The organism is Williamsia sp. MIQD14 (assembly GCF_051025635.1).
In the GTDB taxonomy this organism is placed as follows: domain Bacteria; phylum Actinomycetota; class Actinomycetes; order Mycobacteriales; family Mycobacteriaceae; genus Williamsia_A.
The window spans coordinates 218,101-241,061 of record NZ_JBPFDG010000001.1; the positions used below are offsets into that span (position 1 = coordinate 218,101).

Annotated in this window: 7 protein-coding genes (1 of these 7 running past the window's edge); 3 read left to right on the forward strand and 4 right to left on the reverse strand. The window is 70.5% G+C overall.

From position 1 onward, the window contains the following. The 4 genes from ACQ7HM_RS00795 to ACQ7HM_RS00810 all read right to left on the reverse strand — a co-directional run. Window positions 1–17,850, reverse strand: partial view of a non-ribosomal peptide synthase/polyketide synthase gene (locus ACQ7HM_RS00795; protein WP_434214349.1) — the 5' portion only. It extends 16,020 nt beyond the left edge of the window; 17,850 of the gene's 33,870 nt are visible here — the first part of the coding sequence; its start codon is at window positions 17,848–17,850; the stop codon falls past the left edge of the window. Between the two features lie 301 nt (window positions 17,851–18,151). After that, window positions 18,152–18,592, reverse strand: a complete 441-nt coding sequence (locus ACQ7HM_RS00800; protein WP_434214350.1) for a hypothetical protein — start codon at window positions 18,590–18,592, stop codon at window positions 18,152–18,154. A 261-nt stretch (window positions 18,593–18,853) separates the two neighbouring features. After that, entirely contained in the window at window positions 18,854–19,075 is a 222-nt protein-coding gene (locus tag ACQ7HM_RS00805; protein WP_434214351.1) for an MbtH family protein, read from the reverse strand. Window positions 19,076–19,168: 93 nt separating this feature from the next. After that, on the reverse strand, window positions 19,169–19,558 hold the full coding sequence (locus ACQ7HM_RS00810) for a hypothetical protein (RefSeq protein WP_434214352.1): 390 nt from the start codon (window positions 19,556–19,558) through the stop codon (window positions 19,169–19,171). A 285-nt stretch (window positions 19,559–19,843) separates the two neighbouring features. On the opposite strand from ACQ7HM_RS00810, the gene ACQ7HM_RS00815 reads away from it, so the two are divergent. Genes ACQ7HM_RS00815 through ACQ7HM_RS00825 form a run of 3 tightly spaced genes read left to right on the forward strand, consistent with a single transcriptional unit; the run spans window position 19,844 to window position 22,937 of the window. Beyond that, window positions 19,844–20,905 (forward strand): ATP-binding cassette domain-containing protein, encoded by a 1,062-nt coding sequence (locus ACQ7HM_RS00815; RefSeq protein ID WP_434214353.1) that lies wholly within the window; start codon window positions 19,844–19,846, stop codon window positions 20,903–20,905. Beyond that, window positions 20,902–21,717 carry an ABC transporter permease gene (locus ACQ7HM_RS00820; RefSeq protein WP_434214354.1) on the forward strand — a complete coding sequence of 272 codons (816 nt, stop codon included), beginning with the start codon at window positions 20,902–20,904 and terminating at the stop codon, window positions 21,715–21,717. Before ACQ7HM_RS00815 ends, ACQ7HM_RS00820 begins: the two co-directional genes overlap by 4 nt. Next, window positions 21,714–22,937, forward strand: coding sequence for an ABC transporter permease (locus tag ACQ7HM_RS00825; RefSeq protein ID WP_434214355.1), 1,224 nt, complete (start codon window positions 21,714–21,716; stop codon window positions 22,935–22,937). Before ACQ7HM_RS00820 ends, ACQ7HM_RS00825 begins: the two co-directional genes overlap by 4 nt. The last annotated feature ends 24 nt before the right edge of the window (window positions 22,938–22,961 follow it).

A 22,961-nucleotide genomic window follows, 5' to 3' on the forward strand; every position in this document is an offset into this window, starting at 1 on the left:
CGCGTCGCGCTTGGCGACATCGGCGTAGACCTGCGCGACGGTCCGCTCGGTGTCCGACGACGGCTCGACGTATTCCACCTCGGTGCCGGCGAACGCCGGAGCGGGCAGGGCCCGGCGGTCCAGCTTGCCGTTGGCGGTGAGCGGCAGGTCGGCCATCGCGACGATCGCCGCAGGGACCATGTACTGCGGCAGCCGTGTCCGCAGATGGTCGAAGAGGGGGTGGGCGGTGGGCAGCTCGCCCGGCGCCTCGGCGGCGATCGGACCGGTCGCGTAGCCGACGAGCTGTGCGTCGCCCGCGGCCTCGATCACGACGGCCACCGAGTCGGTGACGGTCTCGAAGGCGGTCATCGCCGCCTCGATCTCGGGCAGTTCGATGCGCAGCCCGCGCAGCTTGACCTGGAAGTCCGAGCGGCCGACGTACTCGAGTTCGCCGTCGGACCGGCGACGCACGACGTCGCCCGTCCGGTACATCCGCTCACCGGTCGCCGAGGTGATGTCGGCGACGAAGCGGTCGGCGGTCAGGTCGGGGCGACCGACGTAGGCCCGCGCCAGTTGCACGCCGGTGAGGTAGAGCTCGCCGGACACCGTCGGCGGGACGGGTCGCAGGCGGTCGTCGAGGACGTGGACGCCGGTGTGGGCGACCGGGCGACCGATCGGGACGGTGTCGACGTCGGCCGCGGTGTACTCGTGGTACGTCACGTCCACCGCGGCCTCGGTGGGTCCGTAGAGGTTGTGGATCGCGGCACCCGACACCGCCGCCATACGCGCCGCGACACCCGGCGGGAGCGCCTCGCCGCTGGCGAAGATCTGCCGGACGGTGCGCAGCGACGCCCCGCCGTCGTCGGCCGAGGCGGTGGCGAACGCCGACATCATCGACGGCACGAAATGCAGTGTCGTGACACCGGTCTCGTCGATGAGCCGCGCGAGGTAGGCGGGATCGCGATGGCCGTCGGGTGTCGCGATGACCAGTCGGGCGCCGGTCTGCAACGGCCAGAAGAACTCCCACACCGAGACGTCGAACGTGGCCGGCGTCTTCTGCATCACCGCGTCGTCGGGGCCGATCGGGTACTCGGCCTGCATCCATTGCAGCCGGTTGACGATGGCGCGGTGCGTGATCGCCACGCCCTTGGGTCGACCGGTGGAGCCGGAGGTGTAGATGACGTAGGCCGTGTGGTCGGGACGCAGTGATGTCCTGCGGTCGGCGTCGGTCAGCACCCCGGCGGGGCGGTCGGAGAGGTCGAGGGTGTCGATCGTCAGCACCGGCACGTCGATCCCGGGCGCGAACGCGTCGCGGGTGGTGGTCAGCACGGCCGCCGGGCGCGCGCTGTCGAGGATGTAGGCGATCCGGTCGGCGGGGTGGTCGAGGTCGATCGGGACGTAGGCGCCGCCCGCCGCGACGACCGCGTACATGCCGACGAGGAGGTCGAAGGAGCGTCGCATCGCCAGCGCCACATGGACATCCGGGCCCACACCGGCGTCGATGAGGTGCCGCGCGAGCCGGTGCACCTGCGCAGCGAACCCGGCGTGGTCGAGGGACTCGCCCTCGAACACCAGGGCCGTCGCCTCCGGCGTCCGGTGGACCTGCTCGACGAACAGGTCGTAGAGGGTGACGGCATCGGCGGCCGGCGCCTCGCCGGACTCGGCGATGACCGCGGCGAGCATCGCCGAGAACCGGTCGGCGAAGGTGCCGCCGGCGTCGTCGAGGAGACCGGGCAGCAGCGTCGACAGCGCGACGGTCACCGCGGCCTCGGGTCCGATGCCCACCGAGGCGAGGGTGGTCTGCAGCTCGACCGCCTTCGCCTGCAGCGCGGCGTAGGTGACGTCGGTGCCCTCGTGCGAGAGCGCGATGCCGTCGGGGTTGATCCGTGCCGCGGTGGCGAGGAGCTCGTCGAGCGGCCGCCCGTCGGTCGACACCGCCGAGACGCCGGTGCCGGTGTCGTCGCGCCGATCCATCTGTTCGCGTTCGGCCTCGGTGAGGATGTCGATGTCCCCGAGCGTCACGTCCGGGTCGTCGGCGACGGCGCGCAGCACGGTGGTGAACCGTTCGGCCATCGCGGTCACGGTCGACTCGTCGAAGATGTCGCGGGCGTAGTCGAGGATCGCCTCGATCCCCCGGCCGCGACCGTCGGCACCGAACGACTCCGACACCGTCAGACCGAGATCGGATTTGGCGAACCGCACGTCCCACTGCAGCGGGCTGACCGAGAGACCGGGCAGTTCGACGGTGGGGATGTCGATGTTCTGCATGGTCAGGTTGACCTGGACCAGCGGTGCGTACGCGCGGCTGCGGACCGGTGCCACCGCCTCGACCACCTGCTCGAGGGGGACGTCGGCGTTGCTGAACGCCTCCAGATCGGCGGCCTTGGTGGTCGACAGCGCCGCGCGGAAGGTCTCCGACCCCGGGATCTGCGTGCGCATGACCAGGGTGTTGACGAACATCCCGACCAGACCGTCGACCGCCGAGGCGGTCCGGCCCGCCGTGGGTGTGCCGACCGCGACGTCGGAGGTCCCGGCCATCCGTGCGAGCAACGCCGCGAAGGCCGTGTGCACGACCATGAACATGGTCGTCTCGGACTCGGCGGCGATCGCGTGCAACCGCTCCTGCAGTTCCGCCGGGACGGTGAAGACCACCTCACCGCCCTCGATCGACCGACGTTCCGTGCGTGGACGATCGGTCGGGATCTCCAGCAACGCCGGCATCCCGGCGAGGTGGTCACGCCAGAACGCGAGCTGGCGGCCCGTCAGCGACGTCGGATCATCGGGCGACCCCATGACCGTCTGCTGCCAGATCGCGTAGTCGGCGTACTGCACGCCCAGCGGACGGAAGCGCGGCGTGTTCCCCGCGACGTGGGCGCTGTAGGCGGTCATGAGGTCGGAGGCGAGGGGGACGAGGGAGGAACCGTCTGCGGCGATGTGGTGGATCACCAGCAGCAGGACGTGTTCGGCGACACCGTCGGGGGTCTCGGCGATCTCGAAGAGCCACGCCCGCAGGGGCGGGGCCACCGTGACGTCGAAGCCTTCCGCCGCGGCGTCCATGCACAGTTCGTACATCTGCGACCGCGCGGTCACCGTGCGCCGGCGCAACGGCAGGTCGACCGCGTCGACGGGGAGGATTCGCTGATAGGGCCCGTCGACGGAGTCGGGATACACCGTCCGCAGGATCTCCTGTCGCGCCGCGACGTCGCGCAGGGCGGCGGTGAGCGCGGCGTCGTCGAGGTCGCCGCGCAGCGCGAGCCCGAGCGGGATGTTGTAGTCGGCCGCGGTCGGATCGAAGCGGTTGAGGAACCACATCCGCTGCTGCGCCAGCGACAGCGGGATGCGGTCGGGGCGTGGGCCGGCCGTGAGCGGGGCCACCGGCATCGCGTGCAGGTCCGGTGACGCCTCGATCGCCGCGGCCATGTCCGCGACGACCGGTGTCTCGAACAGCATGCGCACACCGAGCCGGACGCCGAGCGCCTCGTTGATCCGGGCGATCGCCCGGGTCGCGCCGAGCGAGTTGCCGCCGAGGTCGAAGAACGAGTCGGTGGCGCCGATGGGCCGATCCGCGGCGAGCGCGTCTGCATAGGCGGTCGCGACGACGTGTTCCATCGGTGTCCGGGGTTCGACGAATTCGCCGCCGGCGGTGATGAACTCCGGTGTCGGCAGGGCTCGACGGTCGACCTTGCCCACGGGCGTCAGGGGGATCTCGTCGAGGACGGTGATCGCCGACGGGACCATGTGTCCGGGCAGCGATCGCGACGCGTGCGCGACGAGGTCGTCGGGATCGACGACGGAGCGGCCGGCGGCGGTGACGTAGGACGCGAGCACGGTGTCGCCGGAGGGACCCGGCACGCCGAGGGTGACGCAGAAGTCGACGGCGGGGTGACTCGCCATGACGACATCGATCTCACCGAGTTCGATACGGAACCCGCGCACCTTCACCTGCAGGTCGGAGCGGCCGATGTAGGCGATCTCGAGAGTCGTCGTCCCGTCGCCGCGCGGCGTGCGGACCCACCGGACCACGTCACCGGTGCGGTACATGCGCTCACCGCCGGGCAGGTACGGGTTCGCGACGAACCGGGCCGCGGTCAGACCCGGGCGGTCGCGGTAGCCCCGCGACACCCCCGGTCCGCTGATGTACAGCTCCCCCGGGACCCCGACGGGCGTCGGGTGGAGTCGCTCGTCGAGGACGAGGGCGGCGACACCCGCCACGGGCCCACCGATCGTGATCGGCCGACCCGGGCTCAGCGGATCGCCGATGTTGGTCATGATCGTCGTCTCGGTGGGTCCGTACCCGTTGTAGAGACGTCGTCCCTGCGACCACCTGTCGATGAGGTCGGCGGGCACGGCCTCTCCACCGACCGCGAGGTCGCGCAGCGCGGGCAGTCCCGCCGGGTCCACCGAGGCGAGGGCCGCCGGGGTGATGAACGCGTGTGAGACCTTCTCCCGGGCCAGCAGGTCGTGGAGTTCCTCGCCCCCGTAGATGCCGGGTGGGACGATCACCAGTGTGGCGCCGGCGCCGGTGGCCAGGAGCAGCTCCAGTATCGACGCGTCGAAGCTGGGTGACGCGAAATGCAGTGCCCGCGAATCCGTCCGGGTCTCGTAGCGACGGCGCTGCTCGTCGGAGAACGGCGCCAGTCCCGCGTGGGTGACCTCCACGCCCTTGGGCTTACCCGTGGTGCCGGAGGTGTAGATGATGTAGGCGCATCCGGCGATCCGCACCGGGCCCAGACGGTCCTCGTCGGTCACCGGGCCGGGGTCACGGGCGTCGAGGTCGGGGTCCGCGACGTCGATCCACTCGATGGAGTCCGGCAGTCCGGGCGCGTCCGCGCGTCGGGTCAGTCCGACGATCGCGCGCGAGTCGGTCACCATGTGCGCGATCCGGTCGGCGGGGTAGGTCGGGTCGACGGGGACGAACGCGGCGCCGCTGCGCACCACGGCCCACAGCGCGACGAGGGACTCGATACTCCGTCCGACACCGATCGCGACCACCGATTCCGGCCGGGCACCACGCTCGATCAGGGCGCGCGCCAGTCGGTTCGAGCGGGCGTCGATCTCGGGGTACGTGATCGACTCGTCCCCGCACACCGCGGCGACGCCGTCGCCGCCCCGACGGACGGCGTCGTCGAGGATCTCGATCAGGGTCCGCGGCGGCGCGGGCTCGCGTCCTCGCACCGGGACGAGTTCTGCCGCCGCCGTGGGTCCCATCAGGTCTATGTCGCCGACGACCACGTCGGGGTCGACGCTCACCGCCGCGAGGACCGCCACGAGACGGTCGGCGAGCGCCTGTGCCGTGTCCGCGTCGAAGATGTCGGTCGCGAAGCCGAGGAAGCCCGACATCCCGGCGGCCGCCCCGAGGTCGTCGTGCTGCTCGGTGAGCTCCCACGCGAGATCGAACTTGCTCAGCTCGGTGTCGACGGCACCCGGGATCACCTCGAGCCCGTCCACCTCGATCGTCGGTGCGGCACTGTTGTTCACGCCCAGGACGACCTGGATGAGTGGGGAGTAGGAGCCACTGCGCTGGGGGCTGACGGCGTCGACGATCTGCTCGAACGGGACCTCGGCGTTGGCGAAGGCGTCGAGGTCGATCCGCCGGACGGCGTCGAGAAGATCCGCGAACGTGACCTCCGCGCGAACCGGGGTCCGCAACACCAGCGTGTTGACGAACATGCCGACCAGACCGTCGAGTTCGGGCCCGACCCGTCCACCGACGGGGGTGCCGATCGCGACGTCGTCACCGGCACCCGACCGCGACAGCACGACCGCGAGCGCGGCGTGGGCCACCATGAACACCGACAGCTTCCGGGCACCGGCGAGATCGGTCAGCCGCCGGTGGATCTCGGCGTCGACCGAGAAGACCCGTGATCCCCCGGCGCCGTCCCTGACGGGGGGCCGTGGGCGGTCGGTGGGCACTCCGATGACCTCGGGCAGTCCGGTCAGCGCACGACGCCAGTGATCGAGCTGCCGAGCACCGGGACCGTCCGGCGACCCGTCACCGAACACCCGGTTCTGCCAGATGGCGAAGTCGCTGTACTGCGCGGGCAGCGGCGCCCAGTCGGGGTTCCGTCCGGCGTGCCGCGCGCTGTAGGCGGTCATCAGATCGGTCGCCAACGGACCCATCGACAGGCCGTCGGAGGCGATGTGATGGATGACCACCAACAGCACATAGGTGCGGAGATCGTCGTCGTCGGTCGACTCGACCTCGAGGAGTGCGGCGCGGAACGGGACGGTGGTCGTCACGTCGAACCCGGGCGAGGCGATGGAGAGCAGCCGATCCCACAGCGCATCGGGGGCCACCGTGTCGAGGACGAACGGTGGCAGCGCCTCGATGGTGGGGACGAGTTGCTGTTCGGGACCGTCGCGGCCCTCCGGGTAGATGGTGCGGATCGCGTGTTGCCGATCGACCACGTCGACGACGGCCGCGAGCAGTGCCTCGATGTCGAGCGGTCCGCGGAAGGTCACCGTCATCGGGATGTTGTAGGCACCGGATGTCGGGTCGTACCTGTTGACGAACCACAGCCGCTGCTGCGCCAGCGAGAGCGGGACACGCTCCGGCCGTGGGCCGTCGGGGACCGCGAACCGGACCGTCCTCGACGTCCCGGGCCCCTCGCCACGCCGCGACTCGACGAGTTGCGCCAGCGTCTCCGCCGTCTGCGCCTCGAACACGTCGCGCATCGCCACCTCGACACCGGTGGCGTCGGCGAGGGCCGACGTCAGGCGCACCGCGGACAACGAGTTCCCGCCGAGCGCGAAGAACGAATCGGTGACACCCACGCGCTCGACCCCGACGACGTCGGCGATCGCGGCGGCGATGGCCGCCTCGGTGGGCGTACGTGGCTCGACGTGCTCCGCCGGCTCCACGCGGATGTCGACGGCCTCGAGTGCGCGACGGTCCAACTTGCCGCTGGCGGTGACCGGCATCCGGTCGATCCGGACGTAGGTGGTCGGGATCATGTAGTCGGGCAGGCTCTCCGCGAGCTGTCGGCGCAGGACCGGTACGTCCGGCTCCGCACCGTCGACAGTCACCACGTATCCCACGAGTCGCTGGCCGTCACCCTCCCCGGCGACGGCGACGGCGGCGCCGGCGACGGAGGGCAGCGAGCCCAGGATCGACTCGATCTCGCCGAGCTCGATGCGCAGACCGCGCAGCTTGACCTGGAGATCGCTGCGGCCGAGGTAGTCGATCTCCCCGTCGGTCCTGATCCGCACCAGGTCGCCGGTGCGATACATCCGTGCGCCGGGCGGCACCCCGGGCAGCCAGCCGGGTGCCGCGACGAAGGCACCGGCGGTGAGATCGGGCCGACGCAGGTACCCCCGCGTCACCTGGATCCCCGCGATGTAGAGGTCACCGACGACGCCCTGGGGCAGCGAGCGCAGCCGCCCGTCGAGGACGAAGGCCGTCACACCCGGCGCCGGGTCCCCGATCGGCACCGATGCCGTGGCCACCGACACCGACTCCACCCGCACCAGCGACCGGGTCGCGTTGATGGTCGTCTCCGTCGGCCCGTAGAGGTTGTAGAGCCGGGCGTCGGTGAGCTCGCGCCAGCGGTGCGCCAGTGCGCCGTCCATGGCCTCGCCGCCCGACACGAGCGCACGGACCGACACGAGATCGTCGGGATCGGCCTCCGCGAGCACCTGTCGGAGCACCGAGGGCACGAACTGGACGAACGTCACCGCGTGCTCGCGGATCATGCGGAGCATGCGGACGGGGTCGAGGTGGACACCCTCGGGGGCGATGACGGCCCGGTTGCCGCTCACCGCGCCGACGAAGATCTCGGTGACCGAGGCATCGAAGGTGGGCGTGGTCTTGAAGAACCCGACGTCGTCGGGGCCCAGCGCGAAGAAGTCCGCCTGCCAGGCGAGTTCGGACACCACCGACCGATGGGTGACGGCCACGCCCTTGGGCATCCCGGTCGATCCCGACGTGAAGATCACGTAGGCGAGATGGTCGGGCGACCGCACGATTGCGGGGAGGCCGGCCGTGTCGTCGGCGCTCGGTCGGTCGACGGTCAGGACGGGGACGTCGACCTCGAGATCGCCGGGGAGCCCACGGGTCCCGATCAGCACACACGCCGGCGCGGCGGTCCGCAGGATGTGCAGGAGACGGTTCGTCGGGTGGTCGAGGTCGATGGGGACGTAGGCGCCGCCGGCGGCGAGGGTCGCGTAGGCGGCGACGACCATGTCGATGCCTCGCGGGATGGCCACGGCGACCGTCACCTCCGGCCCGACCCCGATCTCGACTAGTCGCCGCCCGAGGGTCTCGGCACGTCGCCGCATCTCCGCGAACGAGTACTCGACGTCGTCGGCGACGAAGGCGACCGCATCGGGATCGGTCTCGCATCGACGCACGAACGACGTCCACAGGGTGTCGTCGGTGGTCTGCGCACCGCTGTCGGGGGACGCGAGTTCCTGTGCACGCCGGATGATCTCGTCGATCACCGCGAGCAGGGATCCGTTCGCCGCGGCGTCGGGCACCATGGTCGACAGCGCCACGGACACCACGGCGTCACCCGACAGACCGCTCTGCGCCATGGGCAGCAGCGGGCGCAGGCGATCGGCGAGTTCGCCGAAGCTCACCTCGACATCACCGTGTGCGACGGCTGTCGCCGACGGTGAACGCGTCGCCGCGGCGAGGGCGAGGTCGAGAACCGTGGCCCTGCTCGCGGGCTCGGGGGCCGCGACCGCCTCGACGACGGGGGGCTCGCCCCAGATGTCGAGATCACCGACCGCGGTCGTCCGCGACGCCGTGATGGCGCGCAGGGCGGCGACGAAGCGCGTCGCGAACACCTCGGCGGTCGCGTGGTCGAAGATGTCGGTGGCGAAGGTCAGTGTGCCGCGCAGCGACACGGGTCGATCCGAGGAGTCGCCGAAGACCTCCGACAGGCCGACCGAGAGGTCGAACTGCGCTGCGCCGGTGGTGTTCTCCTCGCCGATCTCGGCGGTCACGTCGCCGAGGGACAACGTCACGCGCTCGGTGTTCTGCAGGGCGAGCATCACCTGGAACACCGGCGTGAAGGCGGTCGACCGGGGGATCCCGAGCGCGTCGACGACGGCGTCGAAGGGGACGTCGGCGTTGTCGAAGGCATCGAGGTCCGCGCGACGGACGGTCGCGAGCAGGTCATCGGCCGAGGCATCCGGATCCACGGCGGTCCGCAGGGCGACGGTGTTGACGAACATGCCCACCATCTCGGCGAGTTCGGGCCGCGCCCGGTTCGCCAGCGGCGTCCCGATCACCACGTCCTCGACACCGGCCGTTCGCGCCAGCACCAGCGCCAGCGCGGCGTGTGCGACCATGAACACCGAGGTCGACGTCGACGCACTCACGTCCACGATGGCCTGATACAGCGCCTCGTCGATGTCGAACAGCACGGCGGAACCCTCGGAGGACCGGCGGGCCGAACGGGGGCGATCGGTCGGCAGGTCGACGACCTCGGCGAGGCCGGCCAGCGTGCCGCGCCAATGATCGATCTGCCTGCGCGCCAGGGAATCGTCGTCGTCGACCGACCCGAGGCGATCCCGTGACCACTGTGCCCAGTCCGCGTACCTCAGCGGCAACGGGGCGAAGGTCGGCTCCATGCCCGCCGTCCGGGCCGCATAGGCCGCCATGACGTCGCGGGCCAGTGGCGCCATCGACGCCCCGTCGGCCGCGATGTGGTGGACCACCACCACGACCACGGCGTCCTGATCGTCGATCTGCAGGAGCCCGAAGCGAACGGGCGTCTGGGTGGTCAGGTCGAATCCCTCGCCTGCGAGACGCCTCACGGCGGAACCGATGTCGTGGGCCGTGACGTCCTCGGTGGCGAACGCGACGGTCGTCGGTGGTCGGACGTCCTGGAACACACCGTCGCTGCCGCTGGGGTGCACGGTACGCAGCGTCTCGTGCCGCGCGACGACGTCGCCGGCCGCGGCACGGAGCGCAGCCCGGTCGAGCGGGCCCCGCATCCGGACCACCAGGGGGATGTTGTAGGCAGCGACCTCGGGGGCCAGACGGTTGATCAACCACAGCGGCTGCTGCTGGGGCGCGAGAGGCGGTCTCTCACCGGCGATTCCGGCGACGAGAGCGGGTTCGCCGGCGACGGCGTCGGAGCCGGGCTCGCCGAGCGAGACCACCGTCGCGAGCGATTCCACGGTGGGGTTGTCGAAGATCTCGCGGACGGCGACCCGCCGTCCGGCCTCCGCGGACAGTCGCGCCGCGGCGCGGGTGGCGACCAGCGAGTTGCCGCCGAGGTCGAAGAACGAGTCGGTGACACCGATCTCGGGCAGACCGAGCACGTCGGCGAGGACCTCGGCCAACCGCGACTCGACGGCGGTACGCGGTGCGACCGCCTCGCCGGTGCCCGCCATCTGAGCGGGGTCCGGTGCCGGCAGGGCGGCCCGGTCGAGTTTCCCGGTCCGGGTCAGCGGGATCTCGTCGAGCGCGATCACCAGCGACGGCACCATGTGCGACGGCAGCGTGCGGCCCACGTGTTCCCGGATCGCGGCCGGATCGATCGTCGCCCCCGGGGTGGGTACGACGTAGGACACCAGGGCCGTGGTCCCGGCGGGCATGGGCGTCCCGACGGTGGTCACGAACGCGACGTCGGCGTGGGTCGCGACGGCAGCGTCGACCTCACCGAGTTCGATGCGGAAGCCTCGGACCTTCACCTGGAAGTCGCTGCGACCGACGTAGAAGATCTCCCAGCCGCCGTCGGCAGCGCGGACCCACCGCACCACGTCACCGGTGCGGTACATGCGGGAGCCGTTGTCGCCGTGCGGGTTCGCGACGAACCGGTCGGCGGTGAGCCCGGGCCGGTCGTGGTACCCGCGTGCCAGCGCCGGACCGGACAGGTACAGCTCCCCGTCGACGTCGGGTGGGACGGGCTGGAGTCGACGGTCGAGGACCATCGACGTCAGTCCGCGGACCGGGCGGCCGATCGTGATCGGTTCGCCGGGCACCATCGGGCCGGCGATGTCGGCGAAGCAGGTGGCCTCGGTGGGCCCGTAGCCGTTGAACATGCGACGCCCGACGCCCCAGCGGGCAACCAATTCCGGCGGGCAGGCCTCTCCTCCGACGACGACGGACTGCAGGTCCTCGAGTCCGGCAGGATCGAACGACGCCAGTGCGGCGGGGGTGATGAAGGCGTGCGTCACCCGGAACTGCGCGAGCAGGTCGTGGAGGTCCTGACCGCCGTAGACCTCGGTCGGGGCGATCACCATGGTCGCCCCGTGGGCGAGGGCGAGCAGCACCTCGAGGACCGACGCGTCGAAGCTCGGGGAGGCGAAATGCAGTGTGCGGGATTCCGGGCCGAGGACGAAGCGGTCGGACTGCTCGGCCATCAGGGCCGCCAGCCCGCCGTGGGTGACCGCGACGCCCTTGGGGACACCCGTCGTCCCCGACGTGTAGATCATGTAGGCGAGGTTCGCGACGCTCACCGGCGCGACGCGATCGGAGTCGGTCACCGGTGAGGTCGACTGTGCCGCGATCGCTTCGGCGGTCGCCGGGTCGTCGAGGTCGAGCCATTCCACCGTCGCCGGTCGCACCTGCGCCCAACCGCTCGTCGAGATGCCCACGACCGCACTCGAGTCGGTGAGCATGTGCTCGATGCGTTCAGTGGGGTACCGCATGTCCACCGGGAGGTATGCGGCTCCGGTCTTCGCGACGGCCCAGAGTCCCACCATGAACTCCACCGAGCGTCCCATGCCCAGGGCGACGATCTGCTCGGGGCCGATGCCCCGAGCCATCAGGACGCGGGCGAGCGCGCTCGACCGTGCGTCGAGGTCGTCGTAGGTGATCGATCCGTCCGGCGACTCCACCGCGGCCCGGTCCGCACCCGCGCGAGCCGCGTCGGCTAGCAGACCGGCCAGCGGACGGGCCGGGGGGACCTCACCGGAGCCGTTGCGCGAGAGCAGTTCCGCGCGGTCGGTGGCGGAGAGCACGTCGATGTCGACGGCGCGCGATGTCGTGCTGTCGGCGACACCTGTGAGAACACGGACGAGCATGTCGAGCACCGAGCGCGCACGGTCGGCGTCGACCATCGACGGCAGGTACTTCACCGACAACCGCAGGTCCGGGTCGGTGATCGCGATGACGGTCAGCGGATAGTGCGTCGCGTCCACGACATCGGCGTCGGTGACGGTCATCCCGTCCACCGATGCCGCCGCGGCGAGCGCCTCGCGGTCGAGCGGGTAGGACTCGTAGACCATCATCGTGTCGAACAGGACGTCGAGATCGCCGGCCGCGGTGATGTCGGCGAGACCGGTGGTGTGGTGGTCGAGCAGCTCGGCCTGTTCGTGGGAGACGCGTTTGCAGAGCGCGGCGACGTCGTCGGAGTCGTGCATCGTGATCCGCACGGGGACGGTGTTGATGAACAGTCCGAGCATGGTCTCGACGCCGGGTACCTCGGGCGGGCGACCAGAGACGGTGGTGCCGAACACGACGTCGTCGCGACCCACGAGTCGGGCGAGGACGATGGCCCAGCTCACCTGGAGCATGGTGTTGAAGGTGATGCCGGTCTCGCGGGCGTGCTCGGCGAGACGCTCGGTCACCTCCGTGGCGACGAGAACCTCGACCTGCCCGGGGATCTCGGAAACCTCGACGGCATGCGCCCCACGGTCGCCGTCTCCGACCAGCAGTGTCGGTTCGTCGAGTCCGGCCAGCGCGGTCGCCCACGCCGCGATCGAGGCGCCGGGGTCCTGCGCCGCCAGCCAGGTGAGGTAGGTGCGGTACGCCGGTGGCGCCGGGAGGGCCTGCGCGTCACCACCCGCGGCGTACAGCGCGAACAGATCGCTCATGAACACCGGCATCGACCATCCGTCGAGCAGGATGTGGTGGTTCGTCGCGATCATGCGGAAACGGTTGTCGCCGAGTGCGATCAACGCGAATCGCACCAGCGGCGGTGTCGCCATGTCGAACGCGGTCACACGATCGGTGCGGGCGATGTCGGCCGCGCGAGTCGCCGCGTCACCACCGGCCCCGGACAGGTCGTGGACCACGAACGGCACCGGCACCGAGGCCGACACCACCGAGACGGGGGTCCCGTCGGCAGCGGTCACGAAGGCGGTGCGCAGTGTGGGGTGCCGGTCGACGAGAGCCTGTGCGCTGCGGCGCATCCGGTCGGCGTCGACGCCGGTCAGGTCGAGGACCATCTGCGCGGTGTAGAGGTCGACCGCACCGACCGACAACTCGGAGTGGAACAGCAGACCGGTCTGCAGCGGCGCGAGCGGCCACACGTCGACGACGTCGTAGCGCGCCTCGACGGCGTCGACGTCGGCCTGGGTCACCGCGACGAGATCGAGGTCGGACGGCGTGAACCCGCCCGCGTCACCCGACGCCGCGTGACGGGCGACGGCCTCGAGGGCACGGTGCCAGAGGTCGGCGAGCTCGTCGGCCTCCTCGTCGGTCAGGACACCGTCGGGGTGGTCGATGGTGGCACGCAGCTGGGGTCCGGCGGCGGTCTCGACGACCGACGCGTTGATGTCGAGAGCATGGCGCACAGGCACAGTGGCCCCGCGACACCCGCGCAACGCCTGATCGCCCTCGGGCACCCACGGACCCGATGCGTTCGTCCCGGCGAGGCGACCGAGGTAGTTGACGCTGATCGAGGGTTCCGGCGTGGCGGCGAGCACCTGCGCGCCCTCGGCGTCGAGGTGGCGGAGCAGCCCGTACCCGACACCGCGGCGCGGTACCGAGGCCAGTTGCTCCTTGACCGTCTTGATCGCCACCCCGGCGGCCTGACCACCCGACAGCGCGGCCTCGACATCGACCCCGCCCAGGTCGAGCGCCACGGGGTAGACGGTGGTGAACCACCCGACGGTCCGCGAGAGATCCGAGCCCGGCAGCAGCTCCTCCTCGCGGCCGTGCGCCTCCATGCTGACGAGGAAGCGTCGCGCGTCGTCGGCGCCGGGGGTCCGCCACGCCGAGACGGCCAGTGCGAGTGCGGCGAGGAGTCCGTCGTTCACGCCCGCGTGGAACGCCTGCGGGACCCGGGTCAGCAGGGTCTCGGTGAGCTCGGGGGTGAGGTGGAGTTCGCGGCGCTGCAGCGTGGCGACGACGTGGCGTCGCGGATCGAGGGGCAGCTGCACCGAGTTGGGCCCCTCGGTGACCGCGCGCCAGTGCGCGAGTTCGGCGCGGATCGCCGGGGTCGCGGCCAGTTCGGTCATCCCGTGCGCCCACCGACGCATCGAGGTGCCCACCGGCGCGAGGTCGACGGCGACGCCCGCCGCGTGCTGGGCCCATGCGGTGGCGAGATCGGGCAGCAGGATGCGCCACGACACCCCGTCCACGACGAGGTGGTGCAGCACGATCACCAGACGCCGTGCGCCGGTGGCGGACCCGGGTGCGGTCGACTCGGCGGTGAGGGAGTGGACGACGACGAACTGTGCGACCCGTCCGGTCGCGGGGTCGAGCGCGTCGGTCGCCGCGCGGACGGCCGCGTCCACCCCGGCGGCGAAGGCGACGCTCCCGGGCTCGGCCATCACGTCGACAGTGGTGATCTCGGGCATGCCGGGCGGATCGGTCGACTCACCGACGACGTGGTGCCACCGGCCCTCGTCGTCGACCGACAACCGCGATCGCAGGATGTCGTGCCGCTCGATGACCGCACGGACGGCCACCTGCAGGGTGTCGGGATCGTAGGGCTCGGGCAGGGGGACCTCGACCGACTGCGCGAACGGGCCGACCGACTCCGGTACCTCGATCATGGACCGGACGATGGGCGTGAGGTCGACCTCGCCGACCGCACCACCGGGCAGCTCGACGGCCGCGACGGCGTCGTCGTCGGTGCGGACGACCGCGGCGAGGTCGCCGATCGTCTTGTGCTCGAACACCTGTCGGGAGGTGAAGTGCAGTCCGGCGGCCCGGGCCCGGGAGACGAGCTGGATCGACATGATGCTGTCGCCGCCGAGCCCGAAGAACGAGTCGTCGAGGCCGACACCGTCACGTCCCAGCAGATCCTCGACGAGACCCACCACCGCGCGTTCGACGTCGGTGGTCGGCGCCCGGAACGGGGCCGCGTGCGCCGAGAAGTCGGGCTCGGGCAACGCCTTCCGGTCGACCTTGCCGCTGGTACCCAGCGGCATCTCGTCGAGGGTGACGACGGCGTCGGGGACCATGTAGGCGGGGACACGGCCACGGACGGCACCGACCACGGCCGCGGTGTCGACGGTCTGCCCGACCGCGGCGACCACGTAGGCGACGAGGCGTTGGCCCTGGGCACTCTGATGGACCGTCACGACCGTCTCGCGGACACCGGGGGCGCCGAGCACGGCCGACTCGATCTCACCGAGTTCGATCCGCAGACCTCGGACCTTCACCTGAAAGTCGCTGCGTCCCACATAGTCCAGCGCACCGTCCACTGTCCACCGGACGAGATCGCCGGTGCGGTACATCCGCGACGGGCCCGGCGTGAAGGGACACGCCACGAAGCGTCCGGAGGTCTGGACCGGGTCGCCGACGTAGCCCCGGGCCAGTTGCACGCCACCGAGATACAGCTCCCCCACCGCGCCGACGGGCACCGGCCGCAACGCGCGGTCGAGCACCCACACCCGGGTGTTCCACACGGGTCGGCCGATGGGCACCGAGTCGACATCGGCGGCGGTGTACCGGTGATAGGTGACGTCGACCGCCGCCTCGGTGGGGCCGTACAGGTTGTGCAGTGCCGCGCCGGTGATGTCGGCGAGTCGTTCGGCGACCGACGGGGTCAGGGCCTCGCCGCTCGCGAACACCGCGCGCAGTCCGGTCAACGCCTCCGCCGGCGCCGACTCGACGAACAACGCCAGCATCGACGGCACGAAGTGCACGGCGGTGACCCCGCGCTCGGCGATGAGGTCGGCGAGGTACTCGGGATCGCGGTGTCCGTCGGGCACGGCGATCGCCACCGAGGCGCCGACCTGCAGGGCCCACAACAGTTCCCACACCGACACATCGAAGGTGACCGGCGTCTTGTGCAGGACGACGTCGTCGGCGGCCAGGGGGTACTCCCCCTGCATCCAGCGCAGCCGGTTGACGATCGCCCGGTGGCTGACCGCCACACCCTTCGGTGCACCGGTGGAACCGGACGTGTAGATGACGTAGGCGGTGTCGTCGGGGCGCAGCACACCACGACGCTCGCCCGCCGACACCGCGGTGTCGGCGTGGTCGTCGAGATCGACCGTGTCGACCTCGACGACGATCGGGGTCTGCGGGAGTCCGTCGGGGACCGCGAAACCGTCTGCACGCGTGGTGAGTACGACCGGGGCGCCACTCCCCCGCAACACGGCGGCCTGCCGGTCGCCGGGGCTGTCGAGGTCGAGCGGGACGTAGGCGCCGCCGGCCTCGAGCACCGCGTGGACGGCGACGAAGAGGTCGAACGAGCGCCGCATCGCGATGGCGACGCGATCGTCCGGGCCGATACCCAGCGCGATGAGGTGACGGGCGAGGCGGGCGACGTCGGCACCGAACTCGGCGTACGACCGTGTCCGCTCGCCGAAGTGCAGGGCCGGTGCGTCCGGGGTCGCCAGCGCCTGTCGACGCCAGATGTCGGGGAGCACGTCGGACTCCACCGGGTGGTCGGTCGCGTTCCACTCGTCGGTGATCATCGCGATCTCGTCCGCCGAGCCGACGGTGATCTCGCCGACCGGTCGCGCGCGGTCGCTGCCGAGCATCCGTTCGACGAGGTCGACGAACCGGTCGAGGTGGCGTCGCAGGTCGTCGTCGGAGTACAGGCGGGGGTTGGCCTCGAGGTCGAGGCGCAGCGCGTTGCCGTCGGCCCCGGGGTAGATGTTGACCGCGAGGTCCTCGACCGGGCCTGTCGTGAGGACGTGCATCTGCCCGACGGTGTCGCCGAGGTCGACCTCGGACTGGAACATCATGAGGTTGACCGACGGTCCGAAGAGCCCGCGTTCGCCGGTGCCCTGACCGATGTCGCGGCGCATGTCCTCGTGGCGGTACAGCTGGCGGCGCAGCGCGCCGGTCAGAGCGGTCTGGGCGTCGGTGATCAACCGACCGACGGACACCTCGTCGGACACCCCGACGCGCAACGGGACGACATTGGAGACCATGCCCGCGGCCAGCCGCAGCTTCGCGGTGTTGCGCGCCGACACCGGCAGGCTCAGGACCACGTCGTCGGTGTCGGTCATGCGCGACAGGTAGGTGGCGAACGCGGCGATGACGGCCGGCGCCGCGCTCCCCGAGGACTCCGCGGCGGCGGCGTCCACCAGTTCACCGACGCGGCCGCGCAGCTCGACCGACGCCAGACGGGAGAAGGCGCCGGGGGGTTCGCGACGCGCTGCCAGCGACACCGCGCCCGGGAGCCCCTCGTTGCGTTCGGCCCAGTAGGCGCGGTCGTTGTCGAAACGGGTGGAGTCGCGGTAGGTGCGCTCGCCCTCGACCAGGTCGGTCAGCGACGCACCGCGCCAGGCCGGGGGCTCGACGCCGGCCTGGCGTGCGGAGTAGATGGCCGCGACCCGGGAGAGCATCGCGGTGGCGGCGAACCCGTCGGTGGCGATGTGGTGGGCGCGCCAGTACCAGAAGTGACGGTCGGGCCCGACCCGGATGAGCGCGCTGACGGTGAGGCGGTCGGTGAGGACGTCGATCGGACGGCTGTACTCGGCGCGCATCCACTCCAGCGCGCGGTCGACGGCGTCGGCGTGTTCGGAGAAGTCGAGCAGGGTGATGGCGTCGTCGTGGTCGGACTCGACGACCTGCATGGGTACGTCGCCGGTGTCGACGAGACGGAGAAAGCCCGATCCGGCGTCGCGGCCGCCGGCGTTGGACGCCGCGGTCAGGGCCTGCGCATCGACCGGACCGCGGAGATCCACGTACTCGGCGATGTTGATCGGGATGGAGCCGAGAGCCTGCTGGGCGAACCAGATCCCGCGCTGCGCCGCCGAGAGCTCGAACGCGCCTGCCGGCATCTGCTCGGAGCCACCCGCAACCAAGATTCTCGTGCTCCGATCCCGTTCGACGGCCGTCGTGACAACTAACGACGATGACCGCGGAGAGTCATCCGCGTCACCTCACGATGGTTTCACCAACGCTCCTCGCCGGACGTGGTGACACGCTGGCGCGAACGGGCGATTTCGCCGACTTCTCGAGCAGTCATCGCGGGTCGTGATGCCACATTTCACGATGGCAAAACGACTTCCGATGCTACACGAGCGTGAAGGAAGGATGGAGTACAGCGGCCCGGGACCGGGCCGAGAAAGGACCGGACGCTCAGGCGCCGGTGAGCCTGCTCGCGATCCCGCGCAGGTCGATCTCGCTGGTACGCATGGTGCGGACCGGGGTGGCGGTGGCGGCGATCTCGAGCTCGGCGAGATCCTGCATGATCCGGGCGAAGGTGCCGTCGACGACGGAGGCGACCGTTGCGGGGTCGCGCTCGGTCGACAAGGCGGGCATCCCGGCGAACACGGCGGCCACGATGGCGGCCCGGTCGTCCATCTGCTGGCTACGGGTGACGGGCACCATCAGCTCGATGGCGGCGTCGAGTTCCCGGTAGTTGAGCGACCGGTAGTGATACCGGCAGACGACCCGGTTGGCTGCGGTCTCCGCAATTCGACGGACCGCGCCGATCAGATCCGACGACGCGACACCGCGGGCTTCGTCGAGGTCGTGCTCCACGGTCGTTCCCCCCGACCGAACTGCTGCGAATGCCATGTTGAACCCCTGATTCCGGTCACCCTGCTTGGTGTATGGACACACTAACGGGTGGTAGGGGTCGTGTGGGTATCCGTTTCGTTACAGACTGGAACGGTAAACACTGGCACTTCTCCACAAAAGGCGCTCTGAGCTGCACTTTCGGGTCTGAAATAGATGTCGATCTCGTTACATTGACAGGTGATCCGTGTCACATTCGAGGGCGAATCGTGTCTCTGCGTGGGCGTGTCGAGGGCCCCGAGAGGGCTCTGAACACCCTCGTCACTGCGCGGAATCGGCCTCCATGGCCTCGATCAGGCTCTTGGGCCGCAGGTCGGTCCAGTGCTCGTTGACGTAGTCGAGGCACTCCGCACGAGACGACTCCCCGAACACCTTGTCCCACCCCGCCGGGATGTCGACGAACGTGGGCCACAGGGAGTGCTGGTTCTCCGCGTTGACCAACACGAAGAAGCGACCGTTCTCGTCATCGAAGGGATTGCTCATGGGTGCGGTCCCACTCTCTGTCTGCTCTCGACCGGCGCACCGGGCGCGGTCGTCGGTTCGTGGATCGGGCGGTGTCGCGGACCCTGAGGGGGATCAGGCGCGCTCGGCACCCGCGAGGGCCACCGACGCCTGCACACGCAACGAGATCAATGTAGCGGCCAGGCCGGTGGGGCCCGACAAAGCGAGGCCGGGCACGTTCATCATCAGGGCGACGGTGAGGGCGGAATCGTCGATGACGTCTCCACCCGACATCGCACCGACCGCGCCGACCGCCGAGGTGGCCAGCTGGCCGAAGGTGATGGTGAGGCCCGGCTTGCAGATCGCGGGTTGTCCCGGGGCGATCGCGGCGGCTGCGCCGACGAGCTGGCCCAGCGTGCGCGTGTCGTCGATCTGGCTCACGCGCACCCGACCGGTGCCCGTCTTCTGCGAACGAAGCTGCATCGCCACGTTGCTCTCCCATTCTCCCGCCGCGACGTCGATCACCGGTCCTCGGTGGTCACACATCACGGTTGCCGATCACGATCTCGATGTCGGTGCGCGGGCCGATATAAAGCGTACCGGTAATCCCACGACCCAAAACTAATCGGTCATCGATTTCTTTTTCCGATTTCGATATCGGCGAAATGTCACGGAGCGTTACACACCGCGCCGATCACACGGAACACGTTCGCCGGACGAATACACTCGCCACCGGGTCGGCGGTCGTCGACCCGAACGGGAGCCGTCGACCCCGCGTTCCCCCTCTTCCCCCCGACGACAGGACCACAGATGCAGGGCAGCCAGTCCGGTGGATGGATCGCGGCCGGCGACCCGCCCGGCGGCACGGAGCACGCGGGGACGCGACCGAGCGTCGTCGCCGACGGACTCGTGAAGCGGTTCGGCGACTTCACCGCCGTCGACGGCGTGTCGTTCGAGGTCGCCCCCGGAACGGTGCTCGGACTGCTCGGTCCGAACGGCGCCGGCAAGACCACGACGGTGAACATGCTGGCCACACTGCTGATCCCCGACGCAGGGTCGGCCCGCATCGCCGGTCACGACGTGGTGGCCGACCGCGCACAGGTACGTCGATCGATCATGTTGACCGGGCAGTTCGCCGCCCTCGACGAGTCCCTGACCGGCCAGGAGAACCTGGTCCTGTTCGGGCGGCTCATGGGCCTGGACAAGAAGGCCGCCCGCTTGCGCGCGGCGGAACTGCTCGAGGCGTTCAACCTCACCGAGGCCGCCGGGCGTCGGGTCGGCAAGTTCTCCGGCGGCATGCGGCGACGTATCGACATCGCCTGTGGACTCGTCGTCCGCCCCGAGGTGGTGTTCCTCGACGAACCGACGACCGGCCTCGACCCGCGGAGTCGGCAGGACGTGTGGAACATCGTCACGAACCTGCGCGAACTGGGCATCACGACGCTGCTGACCACGCAATACCTCGAGGAGGCCGATCTCCTCAGCGACAACATCGTCGTCATCGACAAGGGCCGCGTGATCGCCGAGGGCACCGCCGACGAACTCAAGGAGCGCGTCAGCGGCACGTTCTGCGAGGTCGTCCCCAGCTACCCCGACGACATCGAGAAGATCACCGCGCTACTCGCCGATCTCGTCCCCCGCGACCAGATCCGCAGCGCGTCGGGCGGGACCGCGCTGACCGTCCCCGCGGTCCGCGGCACCGCGACCCTCGTCGAGATCGTCCGGCGGCTCGACGACGCCGAGATCGAGTTGTCGGACGTCGGTCTGCGGCGTCCGTCCCTCGACGACGTCTTCCTCAAACTCACCGCACCGACCGACACCGAGGCCCCGACACCCGCGGGGGTCACCTCGGGGAACGAGGGCGCGCGGTGACGACCACGGCTCCTCGGCCGCTGGTGATCGGCGGGCTCGCCACCGGGACGATCAACCCGGTGGGCCAGACGCTGGCGCTCACCGAGAGATCGCTGCGCGGAATGCTCCGGCAGGGCGAGTTCGTGCTGGGAATCGTCGCCCCGGTGATGCTGACCATTTGTTTCTACGTGCCGTTGCGCAGCATTTTCGACGCTTTTCCCGGGGTCAACTACGCGCAGTTCCTGATGCCGGTCATCCTTTTGCAATCGGTGGGTTTCGTGGCGACATCGGCGGCGATGCGCGCCGCCACCGACGGCAGCGCCGGGATCACCGACCGACTGCGCAGCATGCCGGTCAACGCGGTGATCCCGATGGCGGCGCGGCTGGTCGCCAACGCGATCCTGTTGGTCATCTCGCTGTTCTGGGCGGTCATCTCCGGACTGGTCATCGGGTGGCGGCCCGAACACGGCGTCTTCTACATGGCCGGGTTCCTCGCCGTCGCGTTCGTCGTGGGTCTGCTGCTCGCGCTCGGGGCCGACGCGATCGGGGTCGTCGCCAGCAACCCGGAGGCGACGAGCCAGGCCCTGGCGCTCCCGCAGCTCATCCTCGGCATGCTCTCGACCGGGTTCGTGCCGGAGGCGTCGTTCCCCGAGTGGATCCGCCCCTTCGCGCGCAACCAGCCCATCTCGCAGTTCACCGAGCTGATGCGAGCGTTCGACAACGGTCGTCTCACCTGGGGTGTCGCGCAGGCGCCGCTCATCTGGGCCGGCAGCGTCGCGGTCCTCGCCGTCGCCGGCGGCGCGTACGTGATCATGCGGGGTGCGCGACGATGAACTGGGAGATCACCGGGACGCCCTCGGGCGACGAACCCACCACCCGCCTTCCCCGTCGGCCGCGCCACCGTTCGCCGGGGCAGACCGATCACGACCACTGGTGGCGGTCGGAGAACCGACCCGTCTCGCGCAGATCGGTCGACCCCGACGACACCGAGACCCGTCGCACGGACATGACACCTGCGCGACAGGTGTTGTTCCCGGGCACCGGGTCGATCCGCGCGGTGGTCGGCCCGTGGACCGTTCTCGCACCCGAGGACGCCGAACGGCCGACGACCCGCATCCCCCTGCGCGACCGCGGCGCCACCGCAGTCGACGACGCCCCCACGACCCGCCTGCGGACGACGCCGCTCGACCACACCGACGGCGCCGTCGCCACGCGGGCGCCGGCCGTCGGCAACCTGATGGTCACGCGCTTCCCCGAGGTCGGCCGCCACACCGAACGCGGACTACGCGCATGGTTCTCCCACACCGGCATCCTCACCGGACGGCAGACCCTCGTCGTCCTGCGTGACCGCGTCACCCTGCTGCAGACCCTGCTGTTCCCGGCCCTGAGCATGATCATGTTCAAGGTCGTGCTCGGCGACGCCATCGGGCAGGCGACCGGTCAGAACAGTGCGTTCGGCACCGTCCCCCTGGTGGTCCTCGTCGGTGCGATGTTCGGTTCGATGGCCGGCGGCGTGCGGCTGACCTCCGAGCGCAAGTCGGGGTTGCTCACCCGCCTCTACGTCCTCCCCGTCCACCGCGGGGCCGATTTCAGCTCCCGGATCGCGGCCGAACTGATGCGCATCCTGGTCGGCACGGTGATCCTGACCTTCTTCGGGATGATCATCGGCTGGCGGTTCGACCAGGGCTTTCTCCCAGCGCTGGGCATCTTCGCGGTCGCACTGCTCTACGGGGCCGCGTTCTTCACGATCGTGTTGGCGCTCGCCTTGTCGTCGTCGAACATCCCGCTCGTGCCGATCCTCTCGCTCATCGCGAGCCTGTTCATGTTCTTCAACTCCGGGTTCTCCCCCGTCAGTGCCTATCCGGAGGTCCTGCAGCCGCTCGTCTCCAATCAGCCCATGACGTGCGCGATCGACACCATGCGCGCGTTGGCGATCGGCGGTCCGGTGACCGAGAGTCTCGTCAAGACGGTGCTGTGGGCGGTCGGCGGGCTCGTCGTGTTCGGCTACCCGGCACTGCGCGCCTACCGTCGGGCGGCCGTGTCGCGGGACTGACGGCCCCGATCGCGGGACCTCGGA

Bases quoted from the DNA above. Each gene is read 5' to 3' on its own strand.
- ACQ7HM_RS00815 (WP_434214353.1), top strand. From the start codon at position 19,844: ATGCAGGGCAGCCAGTCCGGTGGATGGATCGCGGCCGGCGACCCGCCC.
- ACQ7HM_RS00800 (WP_434214350.1), bottom strand. From the start codon at position 18,592: ATGGCATTCGCAGCAGTTCGGTCGGGGGGAACGACCGTGGAGCACGAC.
- ACQ7HM_RS00825 (WP_434214355.1), top strand. From the start codon at position 21,714: ATGAACTGGGAGATCACCGGGACGCCCTCGGGCGACGAACCCACCACC.
- ACQ7HM_RS00805 (WP_434214351.1), bottom strand. From the start codon at position 19,075: ATGAGCAATCCCTTCGATGACGAGAACGGTCGCTTCTTCGTGTTGGTC.